Here is a 23,623-nt window from a genome sequence, read left to right on the forward strand (position 1 = left end):
CCCCCTTTTGGGTATTTTTGTGCGTGAAGATTAGTTTTTGAAAAGGGAACACCTCATTAATGGTGGTTGGGGTGGATTGGTGCTCGAAGTAAGGTTAGCAGGAGAGGGAAAGGTCATCAATAGGTAATCTAGGTTCCCTGAGTGAATTTTACATCTTGCCTATTCCGTCTATCGTCCCATTCCCAATTTGGGCTTATACAATTTTTTGTGGAAAAGCTTTAAATTTGGGTTGGGTACATATACATGGTGTGAGAAGCATAAGTTTTTTCGAAGATTAATGGCAAAAAGCCTACACAAACATACACTATATGGACTTATGCCATAGTAGGAGGGAAATCATGAAGATCCATATCGTACAGAAAGGGGATACTCTTTGGAAGATCGCCAAGAAGTACGGCGTGAACTTTGAAGAGCTGAAACAGCTGAATTCCCAGCTCAGTAACCCTGATATGATTATGCCCGGTATGAAAATTAAAGTGCCAACAACAGGTGGGTCAATAAAAAAAGAAGCGCCTATCTCTAATGGAAATAAAGAGGCAAAAATCAATTGGGGAAGCAAGAAGGAAATGCCGAAAAAGGAACAGCCGATTGTGAAAGAGAAACCGGTAAAGGAAGCACCAAAACCATTACCAGTTGAATCACCAGAGTCTCCGGAATCACCAGAGTTGCCTAAGATGGAAGCTCCAAAGCCAATGCCAAAACCAGCTCCAAAGCCAATGCCGAAACCAGCACCGAAACCAATTATGGAAGCTCCAAAACTTAAACCAGCACCGAAACCAAAACCAATGCCAAAACCCTTACCAAAGCAAGAAGCGGTAAAAGAAACACCAAAACAGCCATTTGTACCAAAAATGCCTCAAACGATGATGCCGGAAACAGATATTAGCGAATTTTATAAGCAGAATATGGCCAATATGGCACCACCACCGAATCAACAAATGCCATTGTCGCCAACTAAGTCACCACAGCTGCCACCTAAACCGAGTAATATTTTTCCGGGAATTAAACAGCCAATGGCGCCAATTAAACAAACAAAAGGACTGGGAGATGAGTCGTCCTCATTTATTCCAATTAATCAAGGGGGTTTCCAAGATTCTATGATTCCTTACCCACATCAATTTCCAATGTCACCAGGCATGCCTGGACCAGGATTCCAAGGTCAACAACCGATGCCGTATCCTCAAGTGCAAGGGGCACAAATGTCTGGTTATCCAATGCCTGGTGTAGAAAGTCCTGAATCATCAGCTTTTGGATCAATGCCGAATATGCCTCACCAAGCGGTTGCTGGGGCGGAAAACATGCCAGCGCCACAAATGATGCCTCAACAAGTGGCACCAATGGGTTATCCTTGCCCACAACCAATGCCTATTTCACCAGTGTTGCCTGGATCAGGGTTATGTGAGCCATATGGTTATTATCATCCTGGAATGCAACCACAAGTGCAAGGTGCAATGGATCCGAATATGCCACATGGCATGATGCCGCAAGTACAAGGCGCAATGGATCCGAATATGCCACATGGCATGATGCCGCAAGTACAAGGCGCAATGGATCCGAATATGCCACATGGCATGATGCCGCAAGTACAAGGCGCAATGGATCCGAATATGCCAAATAACATGATGCCACAAGTACAGGGCGTAGAAGATTATGAATCACCAGATATGTACGCTAATATGCCAAAGATGCCAAAAATGCCTGCACATGACTGTGGATGCGGTGGTACACATCAAGGATTTGGGGCACAACCAGGGTATGGAATGCAACCAGGGTATGGAATGCAACCAGGGTATGGAATGCAACCAGGGTATGGAATGCAACCAGGGTATGGAATGCAACCAGGGTATGGAATGCAACCAGGGCATGGAATGCAACCAGGGTATGGAATGCAACCAGGATTCGGAGCGCAACCAGGATTCGGAGGGCAGCCAGGATATGGAGCGCAACCAGGTTTTGGAGCACAGCCAGGATTCGGAACACAACCACAAATGGGCTATGGTCCAATGGGAGGATATGAGCCGGGAATGGATATGCCGGGAGATCCTTATGGAATGCCACGTGAAGAAGATGACGAAAGCAATGAATATTAATTTTCACCCTGGAAGGGACGATTTTGTTGATCGTCTCTTCTCGTTTTTATCAAAAAATCTCCCGGTAGAAGTGATAAATCTTAAAAGAATAAGAGAGCATGTCTTTTTTGTTGAGGCTAAACCACGGCCCTTTATATTAAAAGGATATAACAATTTATCTAAACTTGTTTTACAACAAGAGTTTACGAATGAATTGAAAAAGGCAGGATTCAACCACACCTATGAATATTATCGTTTTACTGAGGTTCCATTGTATTTCGAAAATAACTATTATGGCTGTATCAGTTATTTAGACCCACATCAGTATCCATTTTCTTTTAAGACGCAAGCAGAGCGGGAAGAAGGGTTAGAGAAATTAATCGATTATCATGCAGTAACAAAGAAGCTTGTTTCTAGTTATGATTCCTTGTTACCTACACAGAACTTAATCAAAAAATGGAGTAATCGTTTGCGACAATTCAAGAACAATCAGGCGATAGTAAATTATTATGTTCCTAAAAATATTACCTACGAGCTCAATAATTGGGCTAACTTGGCTTTAAGAGGGATGAGGAAACATCAACTTCTTTTTGAATCCTCAAATCCAGTCATTTTACATGGAGATGTTGCGCATCATAATTTTTTTCGAGTCCAAACCGGCGAGTTGTTTTTAATTGATTTTGATTTGATTTCCAAGGGACCAGCGAGTTTTGATTTGCTACAATATGCGAATCGTATTCTTCCATTTATGAATTGGTCTCTCGAATCCTTAGTAGAAATGGAAGGTTTGTCAGATTATATAAATGACAAATCCTTTGTTTACGGTTTAATCTATCCTTCTGACGTTTTTCGTGAATGGAACCGAGTTGTAAAATTAAAAAGTTACTATGACCCATCGCGGGTTGCTCCGTTAATGGAAATAACGGTGAATCAATATAATCAGCGAAAGAATTTTATTGAAAAGTTATTAAAGCTAGTCTAGTTGTAGGGAACTAATTTGGGAACGCAGAATGTAAATCGTTCCCAAAGGTTGAGGGACAAGCTGTATCAATAGGCTGTAATAACGTCGGGGAGTATTAGTTCCCTGAAAGAAGAGAAGTCTGTGCGAAGAAGGGCTAGCGTTCCCAAAAGAAGAGAAATCGGTAGAAAAGGTAACGCGAAGGACAAAACTCAATTTTAAAGATTCAATCCTTGCTTTCTAAATCCTATTTTAATAAATATGAATATAGTGGTCATACTATTAATGAACTTAAAAGAGTGAGGTGACCGGCAATGGGAGTCAAGTCTGTTGTCAAGACGCTTAGCGTACTAGTTGCATGTAGTGCCTTTATGTGCTCACTTAATAGTGGGATGGTAGTTGCAGCACAGCCAAATAATCAAACTAAGGATGAGGCAGTCCCATTGAATGTAACGGTCATTCTGGAGAGGGCCTATCTAGATGGGGAGATTAGTGAAGAACAAATTAGTGAAACCGTTTCTTCTATGGAGGATTTATGGCAACGGTATGATGGCTGGCAATTGGTACGGATAGATGAAGACATTGTTGTCTTTAAGCAAGATGTTGACGACATTTCTCCACTTTTAAAAGCAAATGGCTATTTTGGTTTAACGGAAAATGGTGTGCTCACGATTTTTAACGGTCGTCCAGATCAATCCAACATTATTCAATCTTTCTTTCAAATTGATGTTGGCAAACTTGAAAGTCGCAAGCGTCAGCAATTGCAAAAAGGGATCCCAATCAAAACAAAGGACCAATATGAAAAGGTGATAGAAGCGTTCAGACCCTATACGAGGGATAATAAACAATAAATATATTGATGGGCCGGATTTCTTACCGGTCCTTCTTTGTGTTGTGAATGAACCTTTGAGCCAATTTCTTAAGAGGAAATTCTCCTTAGCTAGAATAAAGAAATAGACAAGAAGTAGATAGTATGTTCGCTTTTTTTAGCTTCAAAGACAAATTTTCTTCGTTCCTTGTGGATAGTGTGTTAAAATGGGGTACAGCTAAATAGAGGAGCGAATTGAAGTGTTTGAATATATAAAAGGGAAATTGGAATACATTAGCCCTGAGTACATAGTGGTCGACAATGGTGGTGTAGGATATCAAATCCGTACGCCTAATTCTTTTGCCTTTTCAAGTAAAATGGGGGCTGAAATTCAAGTTTTTACATTCCATTATGTACGTGAAGACATCATGGCATTATACGGTTTTAAATCCCGTGAAGAGAAAGCTTTGTTTATCCGTCTTTTAAATGTAACCGGCATTGGACCGAAGGGGGCTTTGGCTGTCTTAGCTTCGGGTGAGCCTGAGCAAGTGGTTCAGGCAATCGAAAATGAGGACGAAGCATTCCTCGTAAAATTCCCTGGGGTAGGGAAAAAGACGGCTCGACAAATGATACTTGATTTAAAAGGGAAATTGCAGGATATTGTTCCTGACTTCTTTCCGAATTTATTTAACGAAGAAAGCACGATGGTTGAGGATCATACAAATGAATTTGAGGAAGCCTTGCTTGCGTTAAAAGCTCTCGGATATTCTGAAAAGGAACTCAAGAAAATCACTCCAGAGCTTAAGAAGGAAAAACTTACAACAGACCAATATATTAAAACAGCTTTAAAGAAGTTATTAAGATAGTTGTTTAAAGTTACTTTTTTTACGGAAACTAGATTTAAAGGATGATGAATAAATGGACGATCGGATCATCTCCACAGAAGCTGGTGAGCAAGAGCTATCATTTGAACAGAGCTTGCGGCCGCAAACGTTAAACCAGTATATTGGGCAAGACAAGGTAAAGGAGAACCTTGAGGTTTTTATTAAAGCGGCAAGATTTCGCCAAGAAACCTTGGATCATGTGTTGTTATATGGACCGCCTGGACTTGGGAAAACGACATTGGCTGCGATTATTGCCAATGAAATGGGAGTTAACCTCCGTACGACATCAGGTCCAGCGATTGAACGCCCCGGTGATTTGGCGGCAATCCTAACGGCGCTAGAGCCTGGGGATGTGCTATTTATCGATGAAATCCATCGCCTACCTCGTTCGATTGAAGAAGTTTTGTATCCAGCGATGGAGGACTTTTGTTTGGACATCGTCATTGGAAAAGGACCATCTGCGCGGTCTGTTCGCTTGGATTTGCCACCTTTTACGCTCGTTGGAGCAACAACTCGGGCAGGTTCTTTGTCGGCTCCGTTGAGAGATCGCTTTGGTGTCTTAAGCCGTTTAGAGTATTATAAGGAAGCGGATTTAAGAGAGATTGTTTTACGAACAGCTGAAGTACTTGATACGGAAATTGAGGACAGCGCGGCAATTGAAATTGCGCGCAGATCTCGAGGAACCCCAAGAATTGCCAATCGTCTTCTTAGAAGGGTTAGAGATTTTGCGCAAGTTCGTAGCGATGGTTCAATTGATTATGAGCTAGCAAATGAAGCGCTTGAGCTGATGCAAGTAGACCGTTTAGGTCTTGATCATATTGACCATAAATTATTAAAAGGAATTATTGAAAAATTCCGCGGTGGTCCAGTCGGGTTAGAAACGATTGCAGCAACGATTGGTGAGGAAGCTAATACCATTGAAGATGTTTATGAACCATATTTATTACAGATTGGTTTTCTACAGCGAACGCCAAGAGGTAGGGTGGTTACGCATGCTGTGTATCACCATTTTCAAATGGAGGTGCCATCTGAATGACAGGGATGGGAAAACTGCTGATGATTCTTGGAGCCGTGATTTTCATAGCTGGTTTTCTAGTGCACTTTTTTAATCTAGGGAAACTTCCAGGGGATATTGTCATAAAAAAAGGTGGGACAACGTTTTATTTTCCAATTGTAACCTCAATCGTTGTAAGTATTCTCTTGTCGTTAATTTTCTATTTTATTGGTCGTTTTCGTTAAGCTTGTGGTGAAAATCCTCTCCAATTTTAACGTCAGAGAAATTATTTTATTAGATCAACTAGTATACTCTTTTCTCTTTTTCGTTGTTGGTAAAAATGAAAGAAAGTCACTTACTCGAATACATGAGAAAAGAGCCTCAATAATACATAAAAGAATATAGGTGACAGAACAACATGAAGGTAGATTTATTTGATTTTCATTTGCCCGAAGAATTAATTGCACAAGTTCCATTGGAAAACCGGTCTGAAAGTAGACTGATGGTTTTGGACAAGAATAAGGGCGATTTAGAGCATACTATTTTTAAAAACATTACCGATTATCTTCAGCCTGGAGACTGTTTAGTCCTCAATGATACTCGTGTTCTTCCAGCTCGACTATTTGGGCTGAAAGAAGACACTGGTGCAAAGATTGAAGTGCTTTTGTTAAAACAACAAGAAGGGGACAAGTGGGAAACCCTTGTGAAACCAGCAAAGCGGGTCAAAGTTGGTACGAAAATTACATTTGGTGATGGGCTGTTAACGGCTGTTTGTACAGGGGAATCGGATCATGGTGGTCGGATTCTTGAGTTTTCCTATGAAGGGATCTTTTACGAAGTCCTCGATGAATTAGGAGAAATGCCCTTACCTCCTTATATCAAGGAGCAATTGGATGACCAAGACCGTTATCAAACCGTTTATGCGAAGGAACGCGGTTCAGCGGCTGCTCCAACGGCTGGACTTCACTTTACAGAGGCTTTGCTTGATGAAATTCGAGCGAAGGGCGTTCACATTACGTTTATCACGTTGCATGTTGGATTAGGAACTTTTCGGCCTGTTAGTGCAGAAAGCATTGAAGAGCATGAGATGCATGCCGAATTTTATATCATGTCGGAAGGAACAGCGCGTTTATTGAACGATGTTCGTGCACAAGGTGGAAGAATTATTTCGGTGGGTACCACTTCAACTCGAACTCTAGAAACGATTGCGCGTGACCACGACGGGGAGTTCGTCCCATCAAGTGGTTGGACAGATATTTTTATTTTCCCTGGTTTTGAATTTAAAGCGATTGACGGAATGATTACAAATTTCCATCTTCCAAAATCAACTTTAATCATGTTGGTTAGTGCCCTTGCTGGTCGTGAAAATGTTCTACATGCTTACAATACAGCGGTCAAAGAACACTATCGCTTTTTCAGCTTTGGGGATGCAATGTTTATTAAATAAGTGGGGGAAGCTCACTAATAAAGAATGGATTGGGGTGGAGGTGGACAGCCGCCTCCGCTTTTCATTGTCTAGCTGCGGCTCCTAGCCCCTCGAGTCGCTTCGGTCTGTCAGTTGAAGTCAAAGAACGACTTCATCTGCCAGCCCTCCAGCGCTTGTCGGGGCTGTACAGTCGCTTCCGCTTTTCATTGTCTAGCTGCAGCGCCTAGGGGCTCGGGACATAAGCCAATCCGGCTAGAAGGTTAAAGAACAACCTTCTTTCCGGCTCGTCTTATGCCTGTCGCCCCTGGGCAAGGCGCTTTCGCTTTTCACTGTCTAGCTGCGGCGGCTAACTCCTCGGGACATAAGCCACCCCTGAAATGAAGGCAAAGAAGCCTTCTATTCAGGTTTGTCTTATGCCTGTCGGAGTTGAACGAGCCGCCTCCGCTTTTCGATTTCATCATGGAAGGAGCAACACAAATTGTCTGCAATTCGTTATGAATTAATTAAAACATGTAAGCAAACCGGTGCAAGACTTGGGCGAGTTCACACACCACACGGTTCTTTTGATACTCCTGTTTTTATGCCCGTTGGCACGCTCGCAACTATTAAAACAATGGCCCCAGAGGAACTGAAGGATATGGGTGCCGGAATTATTTTAAGTAATACATACCATTTATGGCTTCGCCCTGGGCATGAAATTGTCAAAGAAGCTGGTGGTCTACACAAGTTCATGAACTGGGATCGGGCGATTTTAACCGATTCAGGTGGATTCCAAGTTTTCAGTTTGAGTGAGTTTCGTAAAATTGAAGAAGAAGGCGTTCATTTCCGTAATCACTTAAATGGAGACAAGCTTTTCCTATCTCCTGAAAAAGCGATGGAAATTCAAAATGCTCTTGGTTCGGATATTATGATGGCCTTTGATGAATGTCCGCCATATCCAGCGACATATGAGTATATGAAAAAATCTGTAGAGCGAACATCTAGATGGGCCGAGCGCTGCTTGAAAGCTCATAAACGACCTGAGGATCAAGGCTTGTTTGGAATCGTCCAAGGAGGCGAATATGAGGAACTCCGTAAGCAAAGCGCTAAGGACCTTGTTTCACTTGATTTTCCTGGTTATGCCGTAGGCGGGTTATCTGTTGGTGAGCCGAAAGATGTCATGAATCGGGCGCTAGAATTTACAACGCCGTTATTGCCAACAAACAAGCCGAGATATTTAATGGGGGTAGGTTCGCCAGATAGTTTAATTGATGGAGCAATCCGAGGTATTGATATGTTTGACTGTGTATTGCCAACGAGAATTGCCCGCAATGGAACATTAATGACAAGTCAAGGGCGCCTTGTAGTGAAAAATGCTGCCTATGCCCGTGATTTTGGACCAATTGATCCAGAATGTGATTGCTACACTTGTAGAAATTATTCACGAGCGTATATTCGTCATTTGATTAAATGTGATGAAACATTCGGAATAAGGCTTACTTCTTATCATAACCTTTATTTTCTGGTAAAATTAATGGAGCAAGTCAGACAAGCAATTATGGAAGACCGTTTAGGCGATTTCAGAGAAGAATTTTTTGAGCGTTATGGCTTTAATAAGCCGAATGCAAAGAACTTTTAATAGCAGCTGGCTTGAAAAAGCGAAAGGAGGAGAATAAATGGAAGGTTTATTAGGAACAGTTTTTCCACTGATTTTAATGTTTGTGCTATTCTATTTCTTGTTGATCCGTCCTCAACAAAAGAGGCAAAAAGCGGTTCAGCAAATGCAGAGTGACCTTAAAAAAGGCGACAAGGTTGTCACTATTGGTGGTCTTCATGGTTTTGTAGACGCACTAGACGAAGGTACTGTCGTGATTAAGTGTGGAGACGGAAGTCGACTGACATATGACCGTAACGCCATTCGTGAAGTCGTTAGTGAATAAGAAAAAAAGCAGATGCATCATGCATCTGCTTTTTTTGTCGTAAATCATTTACTTTAGTAGTGAGTAGTGTGTTTCAAACTTTCACTCAGTTTCTATACGGTTATCGTGTTAATTTCGCGAATTGGACGAGCCGGTGTTCACACCGAGAATGGCACCCATCATCGCGGTTAGGATATAACATGTATGGTAGATGATTTGTTCTGAAGAAAAAAGAGAATCATGTCCGAGATATTGGAATAGAAAAATAATGATGCTGTAAATTAGCCCGGTGACACCACCAATCAACCAACCTTTTTGTTTTCCGTTTCGCCCCGTAATAAATCCCCCAATAAACAATGAGATAAAAGAAACGGTAGTGACGATATACTGCATGGATGATTCACGAAGAGATGTAAAGGTTAACAATAAGGAAAAGATTAAACTGCTTATAATCGCTAACACAAAAATTGCAATCACACCGTAGAGAACTGAAAGACCCAAACTCCTTGACTCCATAATTTTCTCCCCTTCCTACACTGGTTGACCCCAATGTTGTCTATATTCGCTTAGTACAAGCATATTCTGAAGTCCTAAAAATAGAATTAAAATTTCATCAATTTTGAAGTGACCTTTTCTTTTCTTTTCGTAATATTTTTATCGGGAATGTGAATCCTAAATCTTAATGTCATGAAACGGAGGAGATACGGTACATGGAAGAGTATGCATCGATTATTATTAGAACCTTGGTTCTTTATGCGGCGATCTTAACCATCTTCCGGGTAATGGGCAAAAGAGAAATCGGTGAATTGAGCCTGTTAGATTTAGTGGTTTTTATGATGCTTGCTGAAATGGCGGCAATCGGCATTGAGAACACCGATGAACCAATGATTAAATCGTTGGTCCCGATGTTTTTGCTCGTTGTTGTGCAGTTTCTACTCGCGTTCATCTCCTTAAAAAGCAAACGCTTTAGGCTTCTTGTGGATGGCACCCCAAGCGTGATTATTCGCGAAGGAAAAATTGATGAGCATGAAATGAGAAAGCAACGGTATAATTTCGATGATTTGCTTTTGCAATTAAGGGAGTATGGAATTTCTGACATCGAGGATGTTAGTTACGCAATCCTGGAAACATCCGGTAAGCTGTCTGTTTTTAAGAAAAGCAGTAAGTCAAAGCTTGCGTTAACAGTCGTATTAGATGGCGAAGTGGATAAAGGCAATTTAAGCGAATTAGGAAAAGATCAGGAATGGTTAGAAACGGAATTGAAGAAATTGGGTTATGATAATTTAAAAGATATATCCTATTGTAATTACAGCAAAGATGATGAAAAGTTTTTTGTAGATTTGAAAGATGAGATAAAGTAACGCACCATAGCCAAGGTGCGTTACATTTATTTTTTTGAACTAAATGCGAAACGTGAGAGTGGTTTTCCAATCACCGGTATTCGGATCAGTTCTTCTTTTTTAATTAAACCTGTTAGCAAGACAGCGAGACCATAAAGAATCGAGATGAAAATGGTTGCCACTAGCACTCTTAGCGATAAAGCCATTTCGCTGCCAAGTCTGTCCCATATTTCCAACCCAATCCAGATGGAACCTGCGATGGTAATGAATGTTTTCACATACTCACGAACATGGAAGGTAAATGAAATCGATTTAATCACAGTAGCAAAATGGAGTGTAGTGGTTAAAACAAACCCCATCGTAATTCCGAGTGCAGCTCCCATGATCCCGAAAGAAGGTTGGCTCGCCAAAAGAAAAATAACGGCTATTTTTGCCACGTTCCCAATTAAGCTGTTAATCATCGCGGCTCTTGCAAGATCCAAAGCTTGAAGCGTAGCTTGAAGAGGTGCTTGAAAATAGTAAAATAGAAAAAATGGTGCCATCAATACAATGAATTGAGTACCACTATTGGAACCGTACATAACCCTCATAAGTGGCTCTGCTAAGACATAGAGAATGATGATTGACAATCCTCCTGTTAAAAAAGAAAAACGCATCGCTTGCTGAAGTCGATGTTCAATCATTTTATAATCGTTCTTAGAATGTGCTTCACTTATAGCAGGAACCAATGATGTTGATAATGAATTCATTACAAATGACGGAAGCATTAGCAAGGGTAAAGCGAAACCGGTTAATGCTCCGTACTGTTTCGTGGCAGCTGATGCTGCGACACCAGCCAAGGCAAGGCTATGAGCAACAACGATTGGCTCGAAAAACCAAGAAATAGATCCAATCATCCGGCTTCCGGTTGTTGGAATGGCGATGCTCATTAATTCTTTGAATGTTGATTTCCCAGAATGAACGAATTGAAAAAAGTTTCTGCGAACACGGAACTTTTTCTTGATTTTAAAAGCTGTTACTAAATAAATGAGTGAAGCGAGTTCACCGATCACGGCTGAAACCATGGCCGCAGCTGCTGCGTATTCAATTCCATAGGGTAAGAAGGTTTTGGTGAGAACCGCAATTAACGCAATTCGTATAACTTGTTCGATTACTTGAGATATAGCACCAGGCTTCATATTTTGTCGGCCTTGGAAGTATCCTCTAAGAACTGCCGAAATCGCCACGATTGGAATAATTGGTGTAATCGCTAATAAAGGGAGCAATGTTCGTTCATCAGTAAACAAAATCTGCGATACTTTGGGTGCTAAGAAAAATAATGCTGGAGTGAAAATCGCAGATAAGCTAATAGTAGTAGCCAAGGATACAACTAGGATTTTTTTAATCTTACGAAAATCCCCTTTTGCTTCTGCCTCTGCAACATGTTTTGAAATTGCGACAGGAAGTCCAAGTTGAGTGATGGTGACAACTAAAATGAAGGTCGGAAAGGCCATCATGTATAGTCCGACTCCTTCTTCACCTATAAATCTTGCAAGTACAATTCTGTTTATGAATCCGAGAACCCTTGTGATGAGTCCTGCTATGAGTAAGATCATTGTTCCTTTTAAAAACTTCGACATCCTGCTCCCGCCTTCTCAAAAATGCTAAATTCGATTACAATAATCTATATGCAAAAGAGTGGACAAAGCATGACAGCTAAAAAGATTTTTAAAAAATCAATGTTCAGCCAGGGAGGCGGAGTGCATGGAGCACGTGCATAAATATGAGGCTTTTCGGGATGATGTTCGTCCGGCAATGAAAAGCAAACTTGAAGAATTTGAAATGTTCGGCTATGGGTCGATAACGGAAAAAGAGTTGTGGGGATTTTTAGTCAATAAAAAGTGGAAGAAGCCAAAAGAAGATGCCCGCGTTTATGAAATTGTGGCCGATATTTTAGCTGTTCAACCTGGGGAATATATGAATTATGCAACTGTTGAAGCATTTAAGCTTGGCAGTATGAACCTTTCGGATGAAGAGGAACGTAATGAGCTCTTAAAATAAGGCTGGACTTGTAAAGAGTTATAACCCTAAACTCGGACTTGATTCCGGGAGAAGGAAGTTTTTGAATTGGTAGGCTCTTTTTTCTTATAAAGCTTAGCTGTTTTTACAGCTCGGTTCACTCTAAAAAGAACTCTTAAATAAACAGTGAATATTTTTCAAACAACTGAGGGATAAATTGACAGGAAACTTTTGCAAGTTCATAATAAACTTGTGTTTTTATAAGTTTCTAGCATTACATACATGTTATTTTTTGGAGATAGTTAAGGAGGACTTATACTTAATGGTAAAACGCAGCAGGATCCTGGCATTTTTCTTAATTGTAATTTTAATTGGAAGTGCCATGGGATTAACAACTCAAAACATTTTAGGCAATATTAAGCTGGGCTTGGACTTACAAGGTGGATTTGAGGTCCTTTATGAAGTAAAGCCAGCAAAAGAAGGCCAAGTCATTGATCGGGAAACTCTGGTAAGCACTGCAGAAGCACTTGACAGACGTGTCAATGTTTTAGGGGTTAGCGAGCCAGTCATTCAAATTGAAGGTGAGGACCGGATTCGGGTTCAGCTTGCAGGCGTAACGGACCAAGCAAAAGCGCGTGAAATCCTTTCGACTGAAGCGAATCTAAGTTTCCGTGATGCAAATGACAATTTAATGATGGATGGTGGAGATCTTGCTGAAAACGGAGCTTCTCAGAGCTTCGATGAAAACAATGCTCCTAGTGTTTCTTTGACCCTAAAGAGTGGCGAACAATTCGGGAAAATCACACAAGAAGTTTTAGCAATGGCGCCAGATAATCAACTTGTTATTTGGTTGGATTATGAGGAAGGCGTGGATTCTTATAAAGAAGAAAGAATGAAACCAACTCCAAAATTTCTTTCTGCTCCAAATGTTACACAAGTATTACCAACCGATACCGTGCAGATTACGGGTAATTTTACAGTTGAAGAGGCAAAGGAACTTGCAAGTTTATTAAATGCAGGAGCACTACCTGTTGAGCTAGAAGAACAATATTCAACTTCTGTTGGGGCCAAATTTGGGGAGCAAGCGCTTGATGAAACAATCTTGGCTGGAATCATTGGGATTATTGCCATTTTTGTATTTATGCTTGCTTACTACCGATTCCCAGGCTTCATTGCAGTTGTCACCCTTTCAATTTATATTTATTTGATTCTCTTGGTATTTGATTGGATGAACGGGGTCTTAACGCTCCCAGGTATTGCTGCGTTAATTCTAGGAGTTGGGATGGCTGTAGATGCCAATATCATTACTTATGAACGAATAAAGGAAGAATTAAAAGTTGGTAGAAATGTAAAGGCGGCGTTTGCGGCAGGAAGTAAAAACTCATTATCGACGATTTTAGATGCGAACATTACGACGCTAATTGCCGCATTTGTATTATTTGTTTATGGGACAAGCTCGGTTAAAGGGTTTGCTACCATGTTAATTTTAAGTATCTTGATGAGCTTCTTTACAGCTGTATTTGGTTCTAGGGTCTTCCTCGGTTTATGGGTGAATAGTGGACTTCTAGATGGAAAAACTGGTTGGTTCGGTGTGAAGAAATCAGAAATCCATAATATTGCCGAGAATGTTGATACACTAGATTTGAAAACGAAATTCGATCGCTTGGATTTTGTAAAAGGACGCAAAAAGTTCTTTATTCTATCGAGTGTAATTATTGCAGCAGGACTTATTATTCTTGCGGTCTTCCGTTTAAATCTAGGAATCGACTTTTCGAGCGGAACGCGAATTGAAGTCCTCTCGACTGAAGCAGTTTCAACTGAAACGCTGCAAACAGATTTTGCCAAACATGGTATTGAAACCGATGATATCGTCATTTCAGGTAACAATAATGAAATTGGTGTTGCAAGGTACAAAGGTGTGCTTTCCAAGGATGAAATTGCTGCATTAAAAGCGGACTTTAAGGAGAAATACGGTTCTGAACCAAATGTAAGTACTGTGTCACCAACGATTGGGAAGGAGCTTGCTAAAAATGCGTTTATTGCTCTCGTTCTAGCCTCAATCGGAATTGTGTTATATGTAACGATTCGCTTTGAATTCCGAATGGCTGCACCGGCAATTATTGCGCTGTTACATGATGCCTTTTTAATTATTGCGGTATTTAGTTTATTGCGTTTAGAAGTAGACTTAACGTTTATCGCAGCTATATTAACCATTATCGGTTATTCAATTAACGATACAATCGTTACGTTTGACCGCATCCGTGAAAATCTAAGAAGAAAACGTAAGCTAAAAACGGCAGAAGAAATTGCTGATATCGTTAACCAAAGTTTACGACAAACAATGGGACGTTCTGTTAATACCGTGTTAACCGTCGTTGTTACTGTTGTTGCGTTATTGATCTTTGGTAGTCAGTCCATTTGGAACTTCTCGTTAGCACTACTCGTTGGATTATTAGCGGGAACTTATTCTTCACTCCTCATCGCTGCACAACTTTATTATGTGTTAAAAGTGAGAGAGTTGAAGAAAAAAGGGACAATCATTACGTATAAAGAAAAACCTAAAATCTCTGATGAACCACAAGTATAAAGATAGGTTGAAAATCCGTAGGCTCGTACCTACGGATTTTTTTTATTTCTGAAATAGGGTCATGGGGTTTAGCTGTTTTCTACGCATGTATGTGGTAAAAGTGATGTTATTTTAATAATAAGTGGGCTTTGTAAATAAAAAGAGGAGAGGATGTAATTACCAGGCTATTTTCAGTAAAACAACCAGGTTGATTATCCATAGAAGTTGCTATCCTGGTATACAAAATCACGGGGGTTATCCTATACTCTACGAAAACACTTATTTCCTCTACAAAAATGAGAATTGCTCTACAGAACCAACGCTTTCTCTGCAAAATAAGCATTTGCTCGATAAAAAAGCTGATTCACTCTACAAACACCAGTCTATGGGAATCTAGCCGATTGAAACGACGCCCCTTACAAAACCGAATTAAAATAAATACCGCCCAAAAACGGTCACTAATCCACCCCCTTAATCCATCACAATCACCTTAATTTAGAAACAACCAATCACCAAATTAATCATTCAAAACGCCCACCCAACACGGATATCCATATTTTCACCATTTGAAACGATATCCCCGCTTCTGTATAATAGAAAGGCTGAGGGGTGATCGAATGTTAAAATCCAGAACGAGGTGGGTTGTGAAAGAGACCGACCGCGTAAAAGCGCAAGAACTTGCAGTTGCCTTAAATATCGCTCCTTTGACAGCTGCTTTGCTTGTCAATCGCGGATTTGATACCGTGGAAACTGCCCGGTATTTTTTATTTGAAGAAAATCAATCCTTTCATGATCCGTTTTTATTAAAAGATATGGATAAACTCGTAAATAGGGTAAAAGAGGCGATTGACTCTCAAGAACCTATTTTAATTTTTGGGGATTATGATGCCGACGGTGTTAGTTCAACGACGGTAATGATGAGAGTATTATTAGATTTAGGTGCAAACGTAGATTATTATATTCCGAATCGTTTTACAGAAGGTTATGGACCGAATGAACCTGCTTTTCGCCAAGCGGCTGAAAATGGCGTAGGTTTAATTATTACAGTGGATACAGGAATTTCTGCACTTCATGAGGCGGATGTCGCAAAGGAAATCGGCATCGATTTAATTATTACGGACCACCATGAACCAGGGCCTGTTCTTCCAGATGCTTATGCCATTGTACATCCAAAACTTGAAGATAGCGTCTATCCATTTAAAGAGTTAGCGGGTGTGGGCGTCGCTTTTAAAGTGGCTCACGCTTTATATGGATTTGTTCCAGAAGAGTTACTCGAAATTGCGTGTATTGGGACGATTGCAGACCTTGTTTCGTTAACAGATGAGAATCGCTTGATTGCGAAAAAAGGGATTCAGCAGATGAAAAAGACGGAAAACTTTGGCCTTCGCGCCTTGCTATCCTTAACGAAAACCGAATTGCCGGCGATTAGTGAAGAAACGATCGGCTTTTCCATCGGGCCGCGTATCAATGCAGCTGGTCGCCTAGGCAGTGCTGACCCAGCGGTGCAGCTCTTGTTAACAAATGACCGAGAAGAAGCTATGATGTTAGCTGAAGAAATTGATGGTTTGAATAAAGAGAGACAAGCTTTAGTCAGCTCAATTGCGGATGAAGCCATTGCGGAGGTAGAAGCAAATTATCCTATTAGTGAAAATCACGTCCTTGTGATTGGCAAGGAAGGTTGGAATTCAGGGGTAATTGGTATTGTAGCATCTCGCCTTGTTGAAAAATTTTATCGACCAACAATCGTTTTCAGTTATGATAAGGAAAAAGGGCTGGCAAAAGGCTCAGCTCGAAGCATTCAAGGATTTGATTTATTTAAAAATCTATCGACTTGCCGTGATATTCTTCCTCATTTTGGTGGACATCCAATGGCGGCAGGAATGACATTGAAGATAGAAGATGTGGATACATTAAGAGCAAGGTTAAATACATTGGCGAGAGAACAGTTAACGGAGAAAGACTTAGTACCAATCACTCAGATTGATTTAGAAGTTAATCTAAATGAAGTTTCTGTTCAATCGATTTCAGAAATGGGTAAACTTGCTCCATATGGTATTGATAATCCAAAACCAAAAGTGCTTATAAAAGATGCGCAAATTTCAACCATGCGGAAAATCGGGGCCAATCAAAATCATTTGAAGCTTACCCTCGCTAATGAAGATGGGTCACTAGATGGAATCGGGTTTAATCTCGGGTCATTGCATGAGGAGATTTCACCGATTTCATCCTTGTCTGTCATTGGAGAGCTGTCGATTAATGAGTGGAATAACATGAGGAAACCACAAATTTTTCTTCAAGACCTAGCTGTTAAGTCTTGGCAATTATTTGATATTCGTGGTTTAAGGCGTCACGAAAAACTTCCGGAAATGGTTCCAGCTGAGGAAACGAAATGGATTTTATTTGGATCAACTTATGAGGAAAATTTCCGACCGTATGGCCAAGATCAGGTAATCAAGGTTGAAACGGAAGAAGAAGCAAACATGATTGAACTTGATGGGCAAAATATTGTCCTTTTAAACTTACCACCATCCATGAATCTGCTTAAAACCTTATTTTCAGGGAAAAAGCCGGCTCGGGTATATGTTCACTTTTACAAAGAGAACAGTGATTTCTTTAGTACAATGCCAACAAGAGAGCATTTTAAATGGTTCTATGCCTTCCTTGCTAAAAAGGGTCCGTTTGACTTAAATCGATACGGTGAAGAGCTTGCAAAATATCGTGGTTGGACAAAAGAAACGATAGAATTCATGTCACAGGTGTTTTTTGACTTAGAGTTTGTTAAAATAAACAATGGATTTATTTCCTTAGAAAAGAATGTTCCTAAACGGGACTTATCTGAATCTAAAACCTATCAGAATAAACAAGCAACATTTACTCTTGAAAATGAACTGCTTTATTCATCTTATGAGCAGTTGAAGAGCTGGTTCGACCAATTCATTCAAGGGTCGGTGCAAAATGAGGAGGCAATTTCAACATGGATTTAAAACAATACGTAGCCATTGTACCCGATTGGCCAAAGCCGGGGGTTCAATTTAAGGATATTACCCCTTTAATGGCGAATGGAGAAGCGTATAAGTATGCAACCGATCAGATTGTTGCATATGCACGCAATCGAGAAATCGACATTATTGTAGGTCCAGAAGCTCGTGGGTTTATTATTGGCTGCCCAGTTGCTTATTCACTTGGAGTGGGCTTTGCTCCGGTACGTAAGGAAGGAAAGCTACCTCGTGATGTCATTAAAGTCGATTATGGTCTCGAATATGGCAAAGATGTGTTAACAATCCATAAAGATGCAATCCAACCTGGTCAGCGAGTATTAATCACTGACGACTTACTGGCAACAGGTGGAACGATTGAAGCAACCATTAAATTAGTTGAGGAGCTAGGTGGAGTTGTCGCTGGAATTGCATTCCTGATCGAATTAACGTATTTAAACGGCCGCGAAAAGCTCGAAAACTACGATGTATTATCATTATTAGAATATTAGGATACAGGCACTTCACTCTGAGGTGCCTTTTCCATATCATGATAAACAGCTTTTTCGACAAAAATTTTAAAATTCTTTGCTGAATTTGGATTCTTTGCTTTACATATTGTAATTTTTCTTTGATAATAATAACAATCCTTAGATTCTGTAAGCAAAGCATTGGCAAAGAAAAAGAAAAATTTATTCATTATTGAAAAATTCTAGCTGGAGATAAGTATATCTTCAGATTTTTATGATAAAAGGTGATTTCATGGCGAATGATGAAGTGTTAACCGCCGAACAAGTAATTAAAATGACAAGTGAATATTTGAATGAAGAGCATGTTGAAATGGTTGGGAAAGCGTACGAATTCGCTAAAGCTGCTCATCATGACCAGTTTCGAAAATCCGGTGAACCTTACATCATTCATCCAATTCAAGTTGCAGGGATACTAGCTGACCTTGAGATGGATCCTGCGACAGTGGCGGCTGGGTTTCTTCATGATGTTGTCGAGGATACCCCAATAACGCTTGAGGATATTGAGGAAGCTTTTACTCCTGAGGTGGCTATGCTTGTAGATGGTGTCACAAAGCTTGGGAAGATCAAGTATAAGTCTCAAGAAGAGCAGCAAGCAGAAAACCATCGTAAAATGTTTGTCGCGATGGCACAGGATATCAGGGTCATTTTAATAAAATTAGCGGACCGACTGCACAACATGAGAACGCTCAAGCATCTTCCTTCAGAAAAACAGCGTAGAATTTCGAACGAAACTCTTGAAATTTTTGCTCCACTTGCCCATCGACTCGGAATCTCGAAGATTAAATGGGAACTAGAGGATACGGCTCTAAGGTACCTCAATCCACAACAATATTACCGGATTGTAAACTTGATGAAGAAAAAACGTGCCGAACGGGAGCAATATTTAGAAGAAGTTATCGAAGAAGTTCGCAATCAGATGAAGGATGTAAACATCAAGGCTGAATTGAACGGTAGACCGAAACATATCTACAGTATTTATCGGAAGATGGCATTGCAGAACAAGCAGTTTAATGAAATTTACGATTTATTAGCTGTACGGATTATCGTGAATAGCATTAAGGACTGCTATGCTGTACTCGGTATTATCCATACCTGTTGGAAGCCGATGCCTGGACGCTTTAAAGATTATATTGCGATGCCTAAGCCGAACATGTACCAATCCTTGCATACGACGGTAATTGGTCCGAAAGGGGATCCACTTGAAGTGCAGATTCGGACAACTGAAATGCACCGTATTGCTGAGTTCGGGGTTGCAGCTCACTGGGCTTATAAAGAGGGTAAGCGTGTTGAAGAGGGCTTATCGTTTGATAAGAAGCTTACTTGGTTCCGGGAAATTCTTGAATTCCAAAACGAAACAGCAGATGCTGAGGAGTTTATGGAGAGCTTGAAGATTGATTTGTTTTCGGACATGGTGTTTGTGTTTACTCCGAAGGCCGATGTCATTGAGTTGCCATCAGGTTCGGTTCCAATTGACTTTGCATACCGAATCCATTCCGAAATCGGAAACAAGACGATTGGCGCCAAAGTGAATGGAAAAATGGTGACGCTCGATTATAAGTTAAAAACCGGCGATATCATCGAAATTCTAACGTCGAAGCATTCGTACGGTCCAAGCCAAGATTGGTTAAAGCTTGCACAAACATCTCAAGCTAAAAATAAAATCCGGCAATTCTTCAAAAAGCAGCGAAAAGATGAGAATGTTGATAAAGGTCGAGAACTTGTTGAAAAAGAAATCAAAGCAATGGATTTTGATTTAAAAGAGATCCTCACAGCTGAGAACTTGAAGCAAGTGGCCGATAAATTCAATTTTTCAAACGAAGAAGATATGTTTGCTGCTGTTGGATATAATGGGGTTACTGCTCTCCAGGTAGCCAATCGCTTAACAGAAAAATGGCGCAAAAAACGTGACATGGAACAAGAGAAAGATCTTGCAAAAGCTGTGTCAGAATTAAAGTCACTTCCATCTGTGAAAAAGCGGGAATCCGGAGTAAGAGTTGCAGGAATTGATAATTTATTAATTCGATTATCGCGTTGTTGTAATCCAATTCCAGGTGATGATATTGTTGGCTTCATTACCAAAGGAAGAGGTGTTTCGGTCCATCGATCGGATTGTACGAACATCCATACAGATGATGCCCAGGCCCGGTTAATACCTGTTGAATGGGAAACGGCGCTAAACGACCGGAAAGAATACAATGTGGATATTGAAATCACAGGTTATGATCGTAGAGGCCTACTTAATGAGGTGCTCCAAGCTGTTAATGAAACGAAAACAAATATTTCAGCGGTATCTGGTAAATCGGATCGTAATAAAGTGGCGACAATTAATATGTCGATAAGCATTACCAATGTGAACCACTTGCATAAGGTGGTCGATCGGATTAAGCAGATTTCCGAAATTTACTCTGTTCGAAGGGTACTCAATTAAAATAATTCTGACCCCCAGTACTTCTTGTGCTAGGGGTCAAACTGTTTAAGGAGTTTGTTAGGATGCGAGTTGTAGTTCAACGAAGTAAGGAAGCTCAAGTTACTGTGGAAGGAAAAGTGACTGGCGCTATAAAAAGTGGTTTTGTCGTTCTAGTCGGAGTTACACATGAAGATGAGCAGAAGGATGCTGCTTTTTTAGCCGAAAAGATTGCAAATCTAAGAGTATTTGAGGATGAAAACGGAAAAATGAATTTGTCATTACTTGATGTTGGCGGTGAAATTTTATCTGTTTCTCAATTTACCTTATATGGTGATTGCCGCAAAGGAAGAAGACCAAATTTTATGGAAGCGGCTCGACCAGAGCAGGCCAATGTCCTTTATGAAGCTTTTAATTCACAACTACGTACAAAAGGAATTAAAGTGGAAACAGGCGTATTTGGAGCGATGATGGATGTACAGCTTACTAATGATGGCCCAGTCACATTAATTATTGATAGTCCTTAAAGAAGGCTCTTTTCTCAAACTTTGGTGCTTTTCGGGATAAAATGAAGAGAAATCACTTTATATAGGTTAGGAGAAAAGGGCCAGCAAACTTAGTACGAACTAACAAAATGGCTGATTCTGCGTTAAAATCGGCTTTAAGATTTTAACAACAATCGTTACGAAAACAGCCTTAAAGAAAAAACGGGATCCCTCAATCTGTGGGGTCCCGTTTTTCTGTATATTGGGCTTGTCTTATGCCTGTTCGAGGGCAATTGCGCTTTTCTTATTCCATCTTAAAGAATCTTGCGAGTCCTTCGTAAATTCCTTCAGCAACTGCTTGTTGATAGTAGTCAGAGTTTACGAGTGTTTCTTCTGCAGGATTACTTAAATATCCTAATTCAATCAGGGCCGCTTTTTGTTGATTTTCCCGTATTACATGGTAGTTCCCATAGCGGACGCCGCGGTCATTCATCTTCGTTTGATTAATAGCGCCCTTATGGACTGCGCTGGCAAGATCTTTGCCATAGTAATAATAGGTTGTCATTCCACGTACACTTCGGTCATCGATACTGTCATAGTGAAGGGAAATAAACGCATCTGCATTATGATAGTGAGAGGTAGTCGTCCTTGAATCTAGCGAAACATATGTATCGGTGTTTCTTGTCATGATGACTTCTGCGCCAGCTGCTCTTAATTTGTTCGCTAGAAGTCTAGCTGTTTTAATTGTAAGGTCTTTTTCGTACGTACCTCTAGCACCTATTGTTCCGCTATCATTTCCTCCGTGGCCTGGGTCGATGACAATGGTTTTCTTTTTTGTGTAAGCACTAGGACCAGGTTTCTCAATTTGAGTTCCAGAGCCATTTAAGGATACAATCCAACCAGCAACATAACCTGTTTGATTTCTCCCTAGTTTAATTTGATACCAATCTCCTTGGACACCCACCACTTCAAAAGTTTCTCCTTTATCAGCTCGGTGCACGACAGAACCATGAGTACCACTGTCACTCCGAATATTCGTCCCGTCGCTTAATATAGTAAGGGTTTGATTGTTCACTTCTGCGGATGTCACACTGGCAGTTGTTTCAGCTTGGTCAAAGAACCAACTGGCTGCCCAACCTGTTTTGCCAGGCTGATATTCAACTTTTATCCAATTATTCTTTTCTTCTAAAATGTTAAAGCTTTGGCCATTGAAGACTTGGCCTACAACGTTCCCGTTTAGGTTCCCTTCGTCCCGGACATATAGGGAAGTAGCGGATACCGTCGCTTTTGCAGTGTTGGTTGTACTTCTACTCGCTTGAGTAGGCTTATTGTTGTCTAAATATTGGCTACTCACCCAAGAGCTTGTCCCATTATAGAGCACTTCGGACCATCCTGCAGATTCAGAAAGTACAGTTACCATTGTACCTTGATCAAGGTTGCCTACTATTGAGCTTGATAAAGATGGTTGGCTGCGAACATTTAGACCTGATGTTGTCACATAAGTATTTTTGCCTGTTTGGCGAATCGATTCTTGGCTTTGACTAGTTTGTAGAAATTCATTAGCTACCCAACCTTCGAGTGAAGAGGCCTGAATTTTAACCCAAGTTCCATTCATTTCTTGGATGGTTACTTTCTGCCCTTGTGATAAGGAACCTGCTAACGGATAGCTCGTCCCAGGTCCAGTCCGAACTCTTAGACTATCGGCTCTTACTGTACCAGTTGTTCCGTTGACAGCTCCGTTTTGAGCATTAACATCTTTTGAAGTAAACCATTCTGCTACCCAACCTTTTTTCCCACCTGTTAGACCTATTTGGATCCAATCACCTTGTTGATCTAAGATGGGATACTTTTCCCCATTGTCAACCTTGCTGACGACTGAATAACTCAGTCCAGGACCGCCTCTAACATTTAAATTTGATGCTGTAATGGTAACAAATCCATTATTTGCTTCTGCTGGTCCAGCCTTCTCGATGCTGCCTGTGATGATTAATAATAGGCATAAAAACAAGAGGGCCATTTTTTTATTCAGCAATGGTTCTCATCCCCCCCTGGTAAATTTTTCTCTGTTTCCATTTTAACGGATTGTATAACCAAAATCACGAATTTTACAAGGATGTAATCTTTTAGTTAGGTAAGGAAGGATTCATTTGCACAAAGTTCTCTTTTCTTAACCTATCAGTGCCACCTACTTAAAGCTCTCAATCACAGAGATTTCTAAAAAAAAGTCATGATGAGAAATGAAATATTTTTGTTCTCATGGGAACAATAGGGAACATAACGATTGGGAA

General features: G+C 40.5%; 19 protein-coding genes. 16 read left to right on the forward strand and 3 right to left on the reverse strand.

Annotation, left to right across the window (positions count from 1 at the left end):
• Positions 1-338 precede the first annotated feature (338 nt).
• The 9 genes from safA (at position 339) to yajC (ending at position 9,058) form a co-directional block, all read left to right on the forward strand.
• Positions 339-2,090 carry a SafA/ExsA family spore coat assembly protein gene (gene safA, locus M3182_RS26235; protein ID WP_285868721.1) on the forward strand — a complete coding sequence of 584 codons (1,752 nt, stop codon included), beginning with the start codon at positions 339-341 and terminating at the stop codon, positions 2,088-2,090.
• Positions 2,047-3,051, forward strand: coding sequence for a phosphotransferase (locus tag M3182_RS18300; protein ID WP_251431348.1), 1,005 nt, complete (start codon positions 2,047-2,049; stop codon positions 3,049-3,051). The genes safA and M3182_RS18300 overlap by 44 nt, the downstream gene beginning before the upstream one ends.
• A 290-nt stretch (positions 3,052-3,341) precedes the next feature.
• Entirely contained in the window at positions 3,342-3,878 is a 537-nt protein-coding gene (locus M3182_RS18305; protein WP_251431350.1) for an intercompartmental signaling factor BofC, read from the forward strand.
• A gap of 217 nt (positions 3,879-4,095) precedes the next feature.
• Complete coding sequence (ruvA, locus tag M3182_RS18310) at positions 4,096-4,701, forward strand: Holliday junction branch migration protein RuvA (protein ID WP_251559410.1); 606 nt, start codon at positions 4,096-4,098, stop codon at positions 4,699-4,701.
• Between the two features lie 52 nt (positions 4,702-4,753).
• Complete coding sequence (gene ruvB / locus M3182_RS18315) at positions 4,754-5,755, forward strand: Holliday junction branch migration DNA helicase RuvB (RefSeq protein WP_251431354.1); 1,002 nt, start codon at positions 4,754-4,756, stop codon at positions 5,753-5,755.
• On the forward strand, positions 5,752-5,958 hold the full coding sequence (locus M3182_RS18320) for a DUF2905 domain-containing protein (RefSeq protein ID WP_251431356.1): 207 nt from the start codon (positions 5,752-5,754) through the stop codon (positions 5,956-5,958). The genes ruvB and M3182_RS18320 overlap by 4 nt, the downstream gene beginning before the upstream one ends.
• A 173-nt stretch (positions 5,959-6,131) precedes the next feature.
• Positions 6,132-7,160, forward strand: coding sequence for a tRNA preQ1(34) S-adenosylmethionine ribosyltransferase-isomerase QueA (gene queA / locus M3182_RS18325; RefSeq protein ID WP_251431358.1), 1,029 nt, complete (start codon positions 6,132-6,134; stop codon positions 7,158-7,160).
• 457 nt (positions 7,161-7,617) lie between these two features.
• Positions 7,618-8,757 (forward strand): tRNA guanosine(34) transglycosylase Tgt, encoded by a 1,140-nt coding sequence (tgt, locus tag M3182_RS18330; protein WP_251559412.1) that lies wholly within the window; start codon positions 7,618-7,620, stop codon positions 8,755-8,757.
• A 37-nt stretch (positions 8,758-8,794) separates the two neighbouring features.
• Entirely contained in the window at positions 8,795-9,058 is a 264-nt protein-coding gene (yajC, locus tag M3182_RS18335; protein ID WP_251431361.1) for a preprotein translocase subunit YajC, read from the forward strand.
• A gap of 108 nt (positions 9,059-9,166) precedes the next feature.
• Here yajC and M3182_RS18340 read toward each other — a convergent pair whose 3' ends face one another.
• Entirely contained in the window at positions 9,167-9,553 is a 387-nt protein-coding gene (locus M3182_RS18340; RefSeq protein ID WP_251431363.1) for a TIGR04086 family membrane protein, read from the reverse strand.
• Between the two features lie 194 nt (positions 9,554-9,747).
• Here M3182_RS18340 and M3182_RS18345 point away from each other — a divergent pair, with 194 nt between their 5' ends.
• The gene (locus M3182_RS18345) at positions 9,748-10,398 is read left to right on the forward strand and encodes a DUF421 domain-containing protein (RefSeq protein WP_251431365.1); all 651 of its coding nucleotides are present in this window, start codon (positions 9,748-9,750) and stop codon (positions 10,396-10,398) included.
• Positions 10,399-10,424: 26 nt separating this feature from the next.
• Here the strand turns inward: M3182_RS18345 and spoVB are convergent, their stop codons facing one another.
• Positions 10,425-11,996 carry a stage V sporulation protein B gene (gene spoVB, locus M3182_RS18350; RefSeq protein WP_251559414.1) on the reverse strand — a complete coding sequence of 524 codons (1,572 nt, stop codon included), beginning with the start codon at positions 11,994-11,996 and terminating at the stop codon, positions 10,425-10,427.
• 124 nt (positions 11,997-12,120) lie between these two features.
• Here spoVB and M3182_RS18355 point away from each other — a divergent pair, with 124 nt between their 5' ends.
• The 6 genes from M3182_RS18355 to dtd all read left to right on the forward strand — a co-directional run bounded on the left by M3182_RS18355 (position 12,121) and on the right by dtd (position 21,377).
• The gene (locus M3182_RS18355; RefSeq protein WP_251559416.1) at positions 12,121-12,417 is read left to right on the forward strand and encodes a post-transcriptional regulator; all 297 of its coding nucleotides are present in this window, start codon (positions 12,121-12,123) and stop codon (positions 12,415-12,417) included.
• 280 nt (positions 12,418-12,697) lie between these two features.
• A complete protein-coding gene (gene secDF / locus M3182_RS18360; RefSeq protein WP_251559418.1) occupies positions 12,698-14,962 on the forward strand; it encodes a protein translocase subunit SecDF in 2,265 nt (754 codons plus the stop codon).
• Between the two features lie 596 nt (positions 14,963-15,558).
• Complete coding sequence (gene recJ / locus M3182_RS18365; RefSeq protein ID WP_251559420.1) at positions 15,559-17,925, forward strand: single-stranded-DNA-specific exonuclease RecJ; 2,367 nt, start codon at positions 15,559-15,561, stop codon at positions 17,923-17,925.
• Positions 17,916-18,428: an adenine phosphoribosyltransferase gene (locus M3182_RS18370; protein WP_251431374.1), complete on the forward strand. Its 513-nt coding sequence runs from the start codon at positions 17,916-17,918 to the stop codon at positions 18,426-18,428. The genes recJ and M3182_RS18370 overlap by 10 nt, the downstream gene beginning before the upstream one ends.
• A 250-nt stretch (positions 18,429-18,678) precedes the next feature.
• Positions 18,679-20,874: a RelA/SpoT family protein gene (locus M3182_RS18375; protein WP_251431376.1), complete on the forward strand. Its 2,196-nt coding sequence runs from the start codon at positions 18,679-18,681 to the stop codon at positions 20,872-20,874.
• 62 nt (positions 20,875-20,936) lie between these two features.
• Positions 20,937-21,377, forward strand: coding sequence for a D-aminoacyl-tRNA deacylase (dtd, locus tag M3182_RS18380; protein ID WP_251559422.1), 441 nt, complete (start codon positions 20,937-20,939; stop codon positions 21,375-21,377).
• Between the two features lie 262 nt (positions 21,378-21,639).
• Here the strand turns inward: dtd and M3182_RS18385 are convergent, their stop codons facing one another.
• The gene (locus M3182_RS18385; RefSeq protein WP_251559424.1) at positions 21,640-23,367 is read right to left on the reverse strand and encodes an N-acetylmuramoyl-L-alanine amidase family protein; all 1,728 of its coding nucleotides are present in this window, start codon (positions 23,365-23,367) and stop codon (positions 21,640-21,642) included.
• Between the last annotated feature and the right edge of the window lie 256 nt (positions 23,368-23,623).

The organism is Mesobacillus maritimus (genome assembly GCF_023715205.1).
Classification (GTDB): domain Bacteria; phylum Bacillota; class Bacilli; order Bacillales; family Cytobacillaceae; genus Mesobacillus_B; species Mesobacillus_B maritimus_C.

What these genes read in the sequence shown, in the direction of transcription:
- yajC (WP_251431361.1), top strand. Translation starts at nt 8,795, where the DNA reads ATGGAAGGTTTATTAGGAACAGTTTTTCCACTGATTTTAATGTTTGTG.
- safA (WP_285868721.1), top strand. Translation starts at nt 339, where the DNA reads ATGAAGATCCATATCGTACAGAAAGGGGATACTCTTTGGAAGATCGCC.
- dtd (WP_251559422.1), top strand. Translation starts at nt 20,937, where the DNA reads ATGCGAGTTGTAGTTCAACGAAGTAAGGAAGCTCAAGTTACTGTGGAA.
- M3182_RS18345 (WP_251431365.1), top strand. Translation starts at nt 9,748, where the DNA reads ATGGAAGAGTATGCATCGATTATTATTAGAACCTTGGTTCTTTATGCG.
- M3182_RS18375 (WP_251431376.1), top strand. Translation starts at nt 18,679, where the DNA reads ATGGCGAATGATGAAGTGTTAACCGCCGAACAAGTAATTAAAATGACA.
- M3182_RS18305 (WP_251431350.1), top strand. Translation starts at nt 3,342, where the DNA reads ATGGGAGTCAAGTCTGTTGTCAAGACGCTTAGCGTACTAGTTGCATGT.
- recJ (WP_251559420.1), top strand. Translation starts at nt 15,559, where the DNA reads ATGTTAAAATCCAGAACGAGGTGGGTTGTGAAAGAGACCGACCGCGTA.
- M3182_RS18355 (WP_251559416.1), top strand. Translation starts at nt 12,121, where the DNA reads ATGGAGCACGTGCATAAATATGAGGCTTTTCGGGATGATGTTCGTCCG.
- spoVB (WP_251559414.1), bottom strand. Translation starts at nt 11,996, where the DNA reads ATGTCGAAGTTTTTAAAAGGAACAATGATCTTACTCATAGCAGGACTC.
- M3182_RS18370 (WP_251431374.1), top strand. Translation starts at nt 17,916, where the DNA reads ATGGATTTAAAACAATACGTAGCCATTGTACCCGATTGGCCAAAGCCG.
- M3182_RS18300 (WP_251431348.1), top strand. Translation starts at nt 2,047, where the DNA reads ATGGAATGCCACGTGAAGAAGATGACGAAAGCAATGAATATTAATTTT.
- M3182_RS18340 (WP_251431363.1), bottom strand. Translation starts at nt 9,553, where the DNA reads ATGGAGTCAAGGAGTTTGGGTCTTTCAGTTCTCTACGGTGTGATTGCA.
- ruvB (WP_251431354.1), top strand. Translation starts at nt 4,754, where the DNA reads ATGGACGATCGGATCATCTCCACAGAAGCTGGTGAGCAAGAGCTATCA.
- M3182_RS18320 (WP_251431356.1), top strand. Translation starts at nt 5,752, where the DNA reads ATGACAGGGATGGGAAAACTGCTGATGATTCTTGGAGCCGTGATTTTC.
- queA (WP_251431358.1), top strand. Translation starts at nt 6,132, where the DNA reads ATGAAGGTAGATTTATTTGATTTTCATTTGCCCGAAGAATTAATTGCA.
- secDF (WP_251559418.1), top strand. Translation starts at nt 12,698, where the DNA reads ATGGTAAAACGCAGCAGGATCCTGGCATTTTTCTTAATTGTAATTTTA.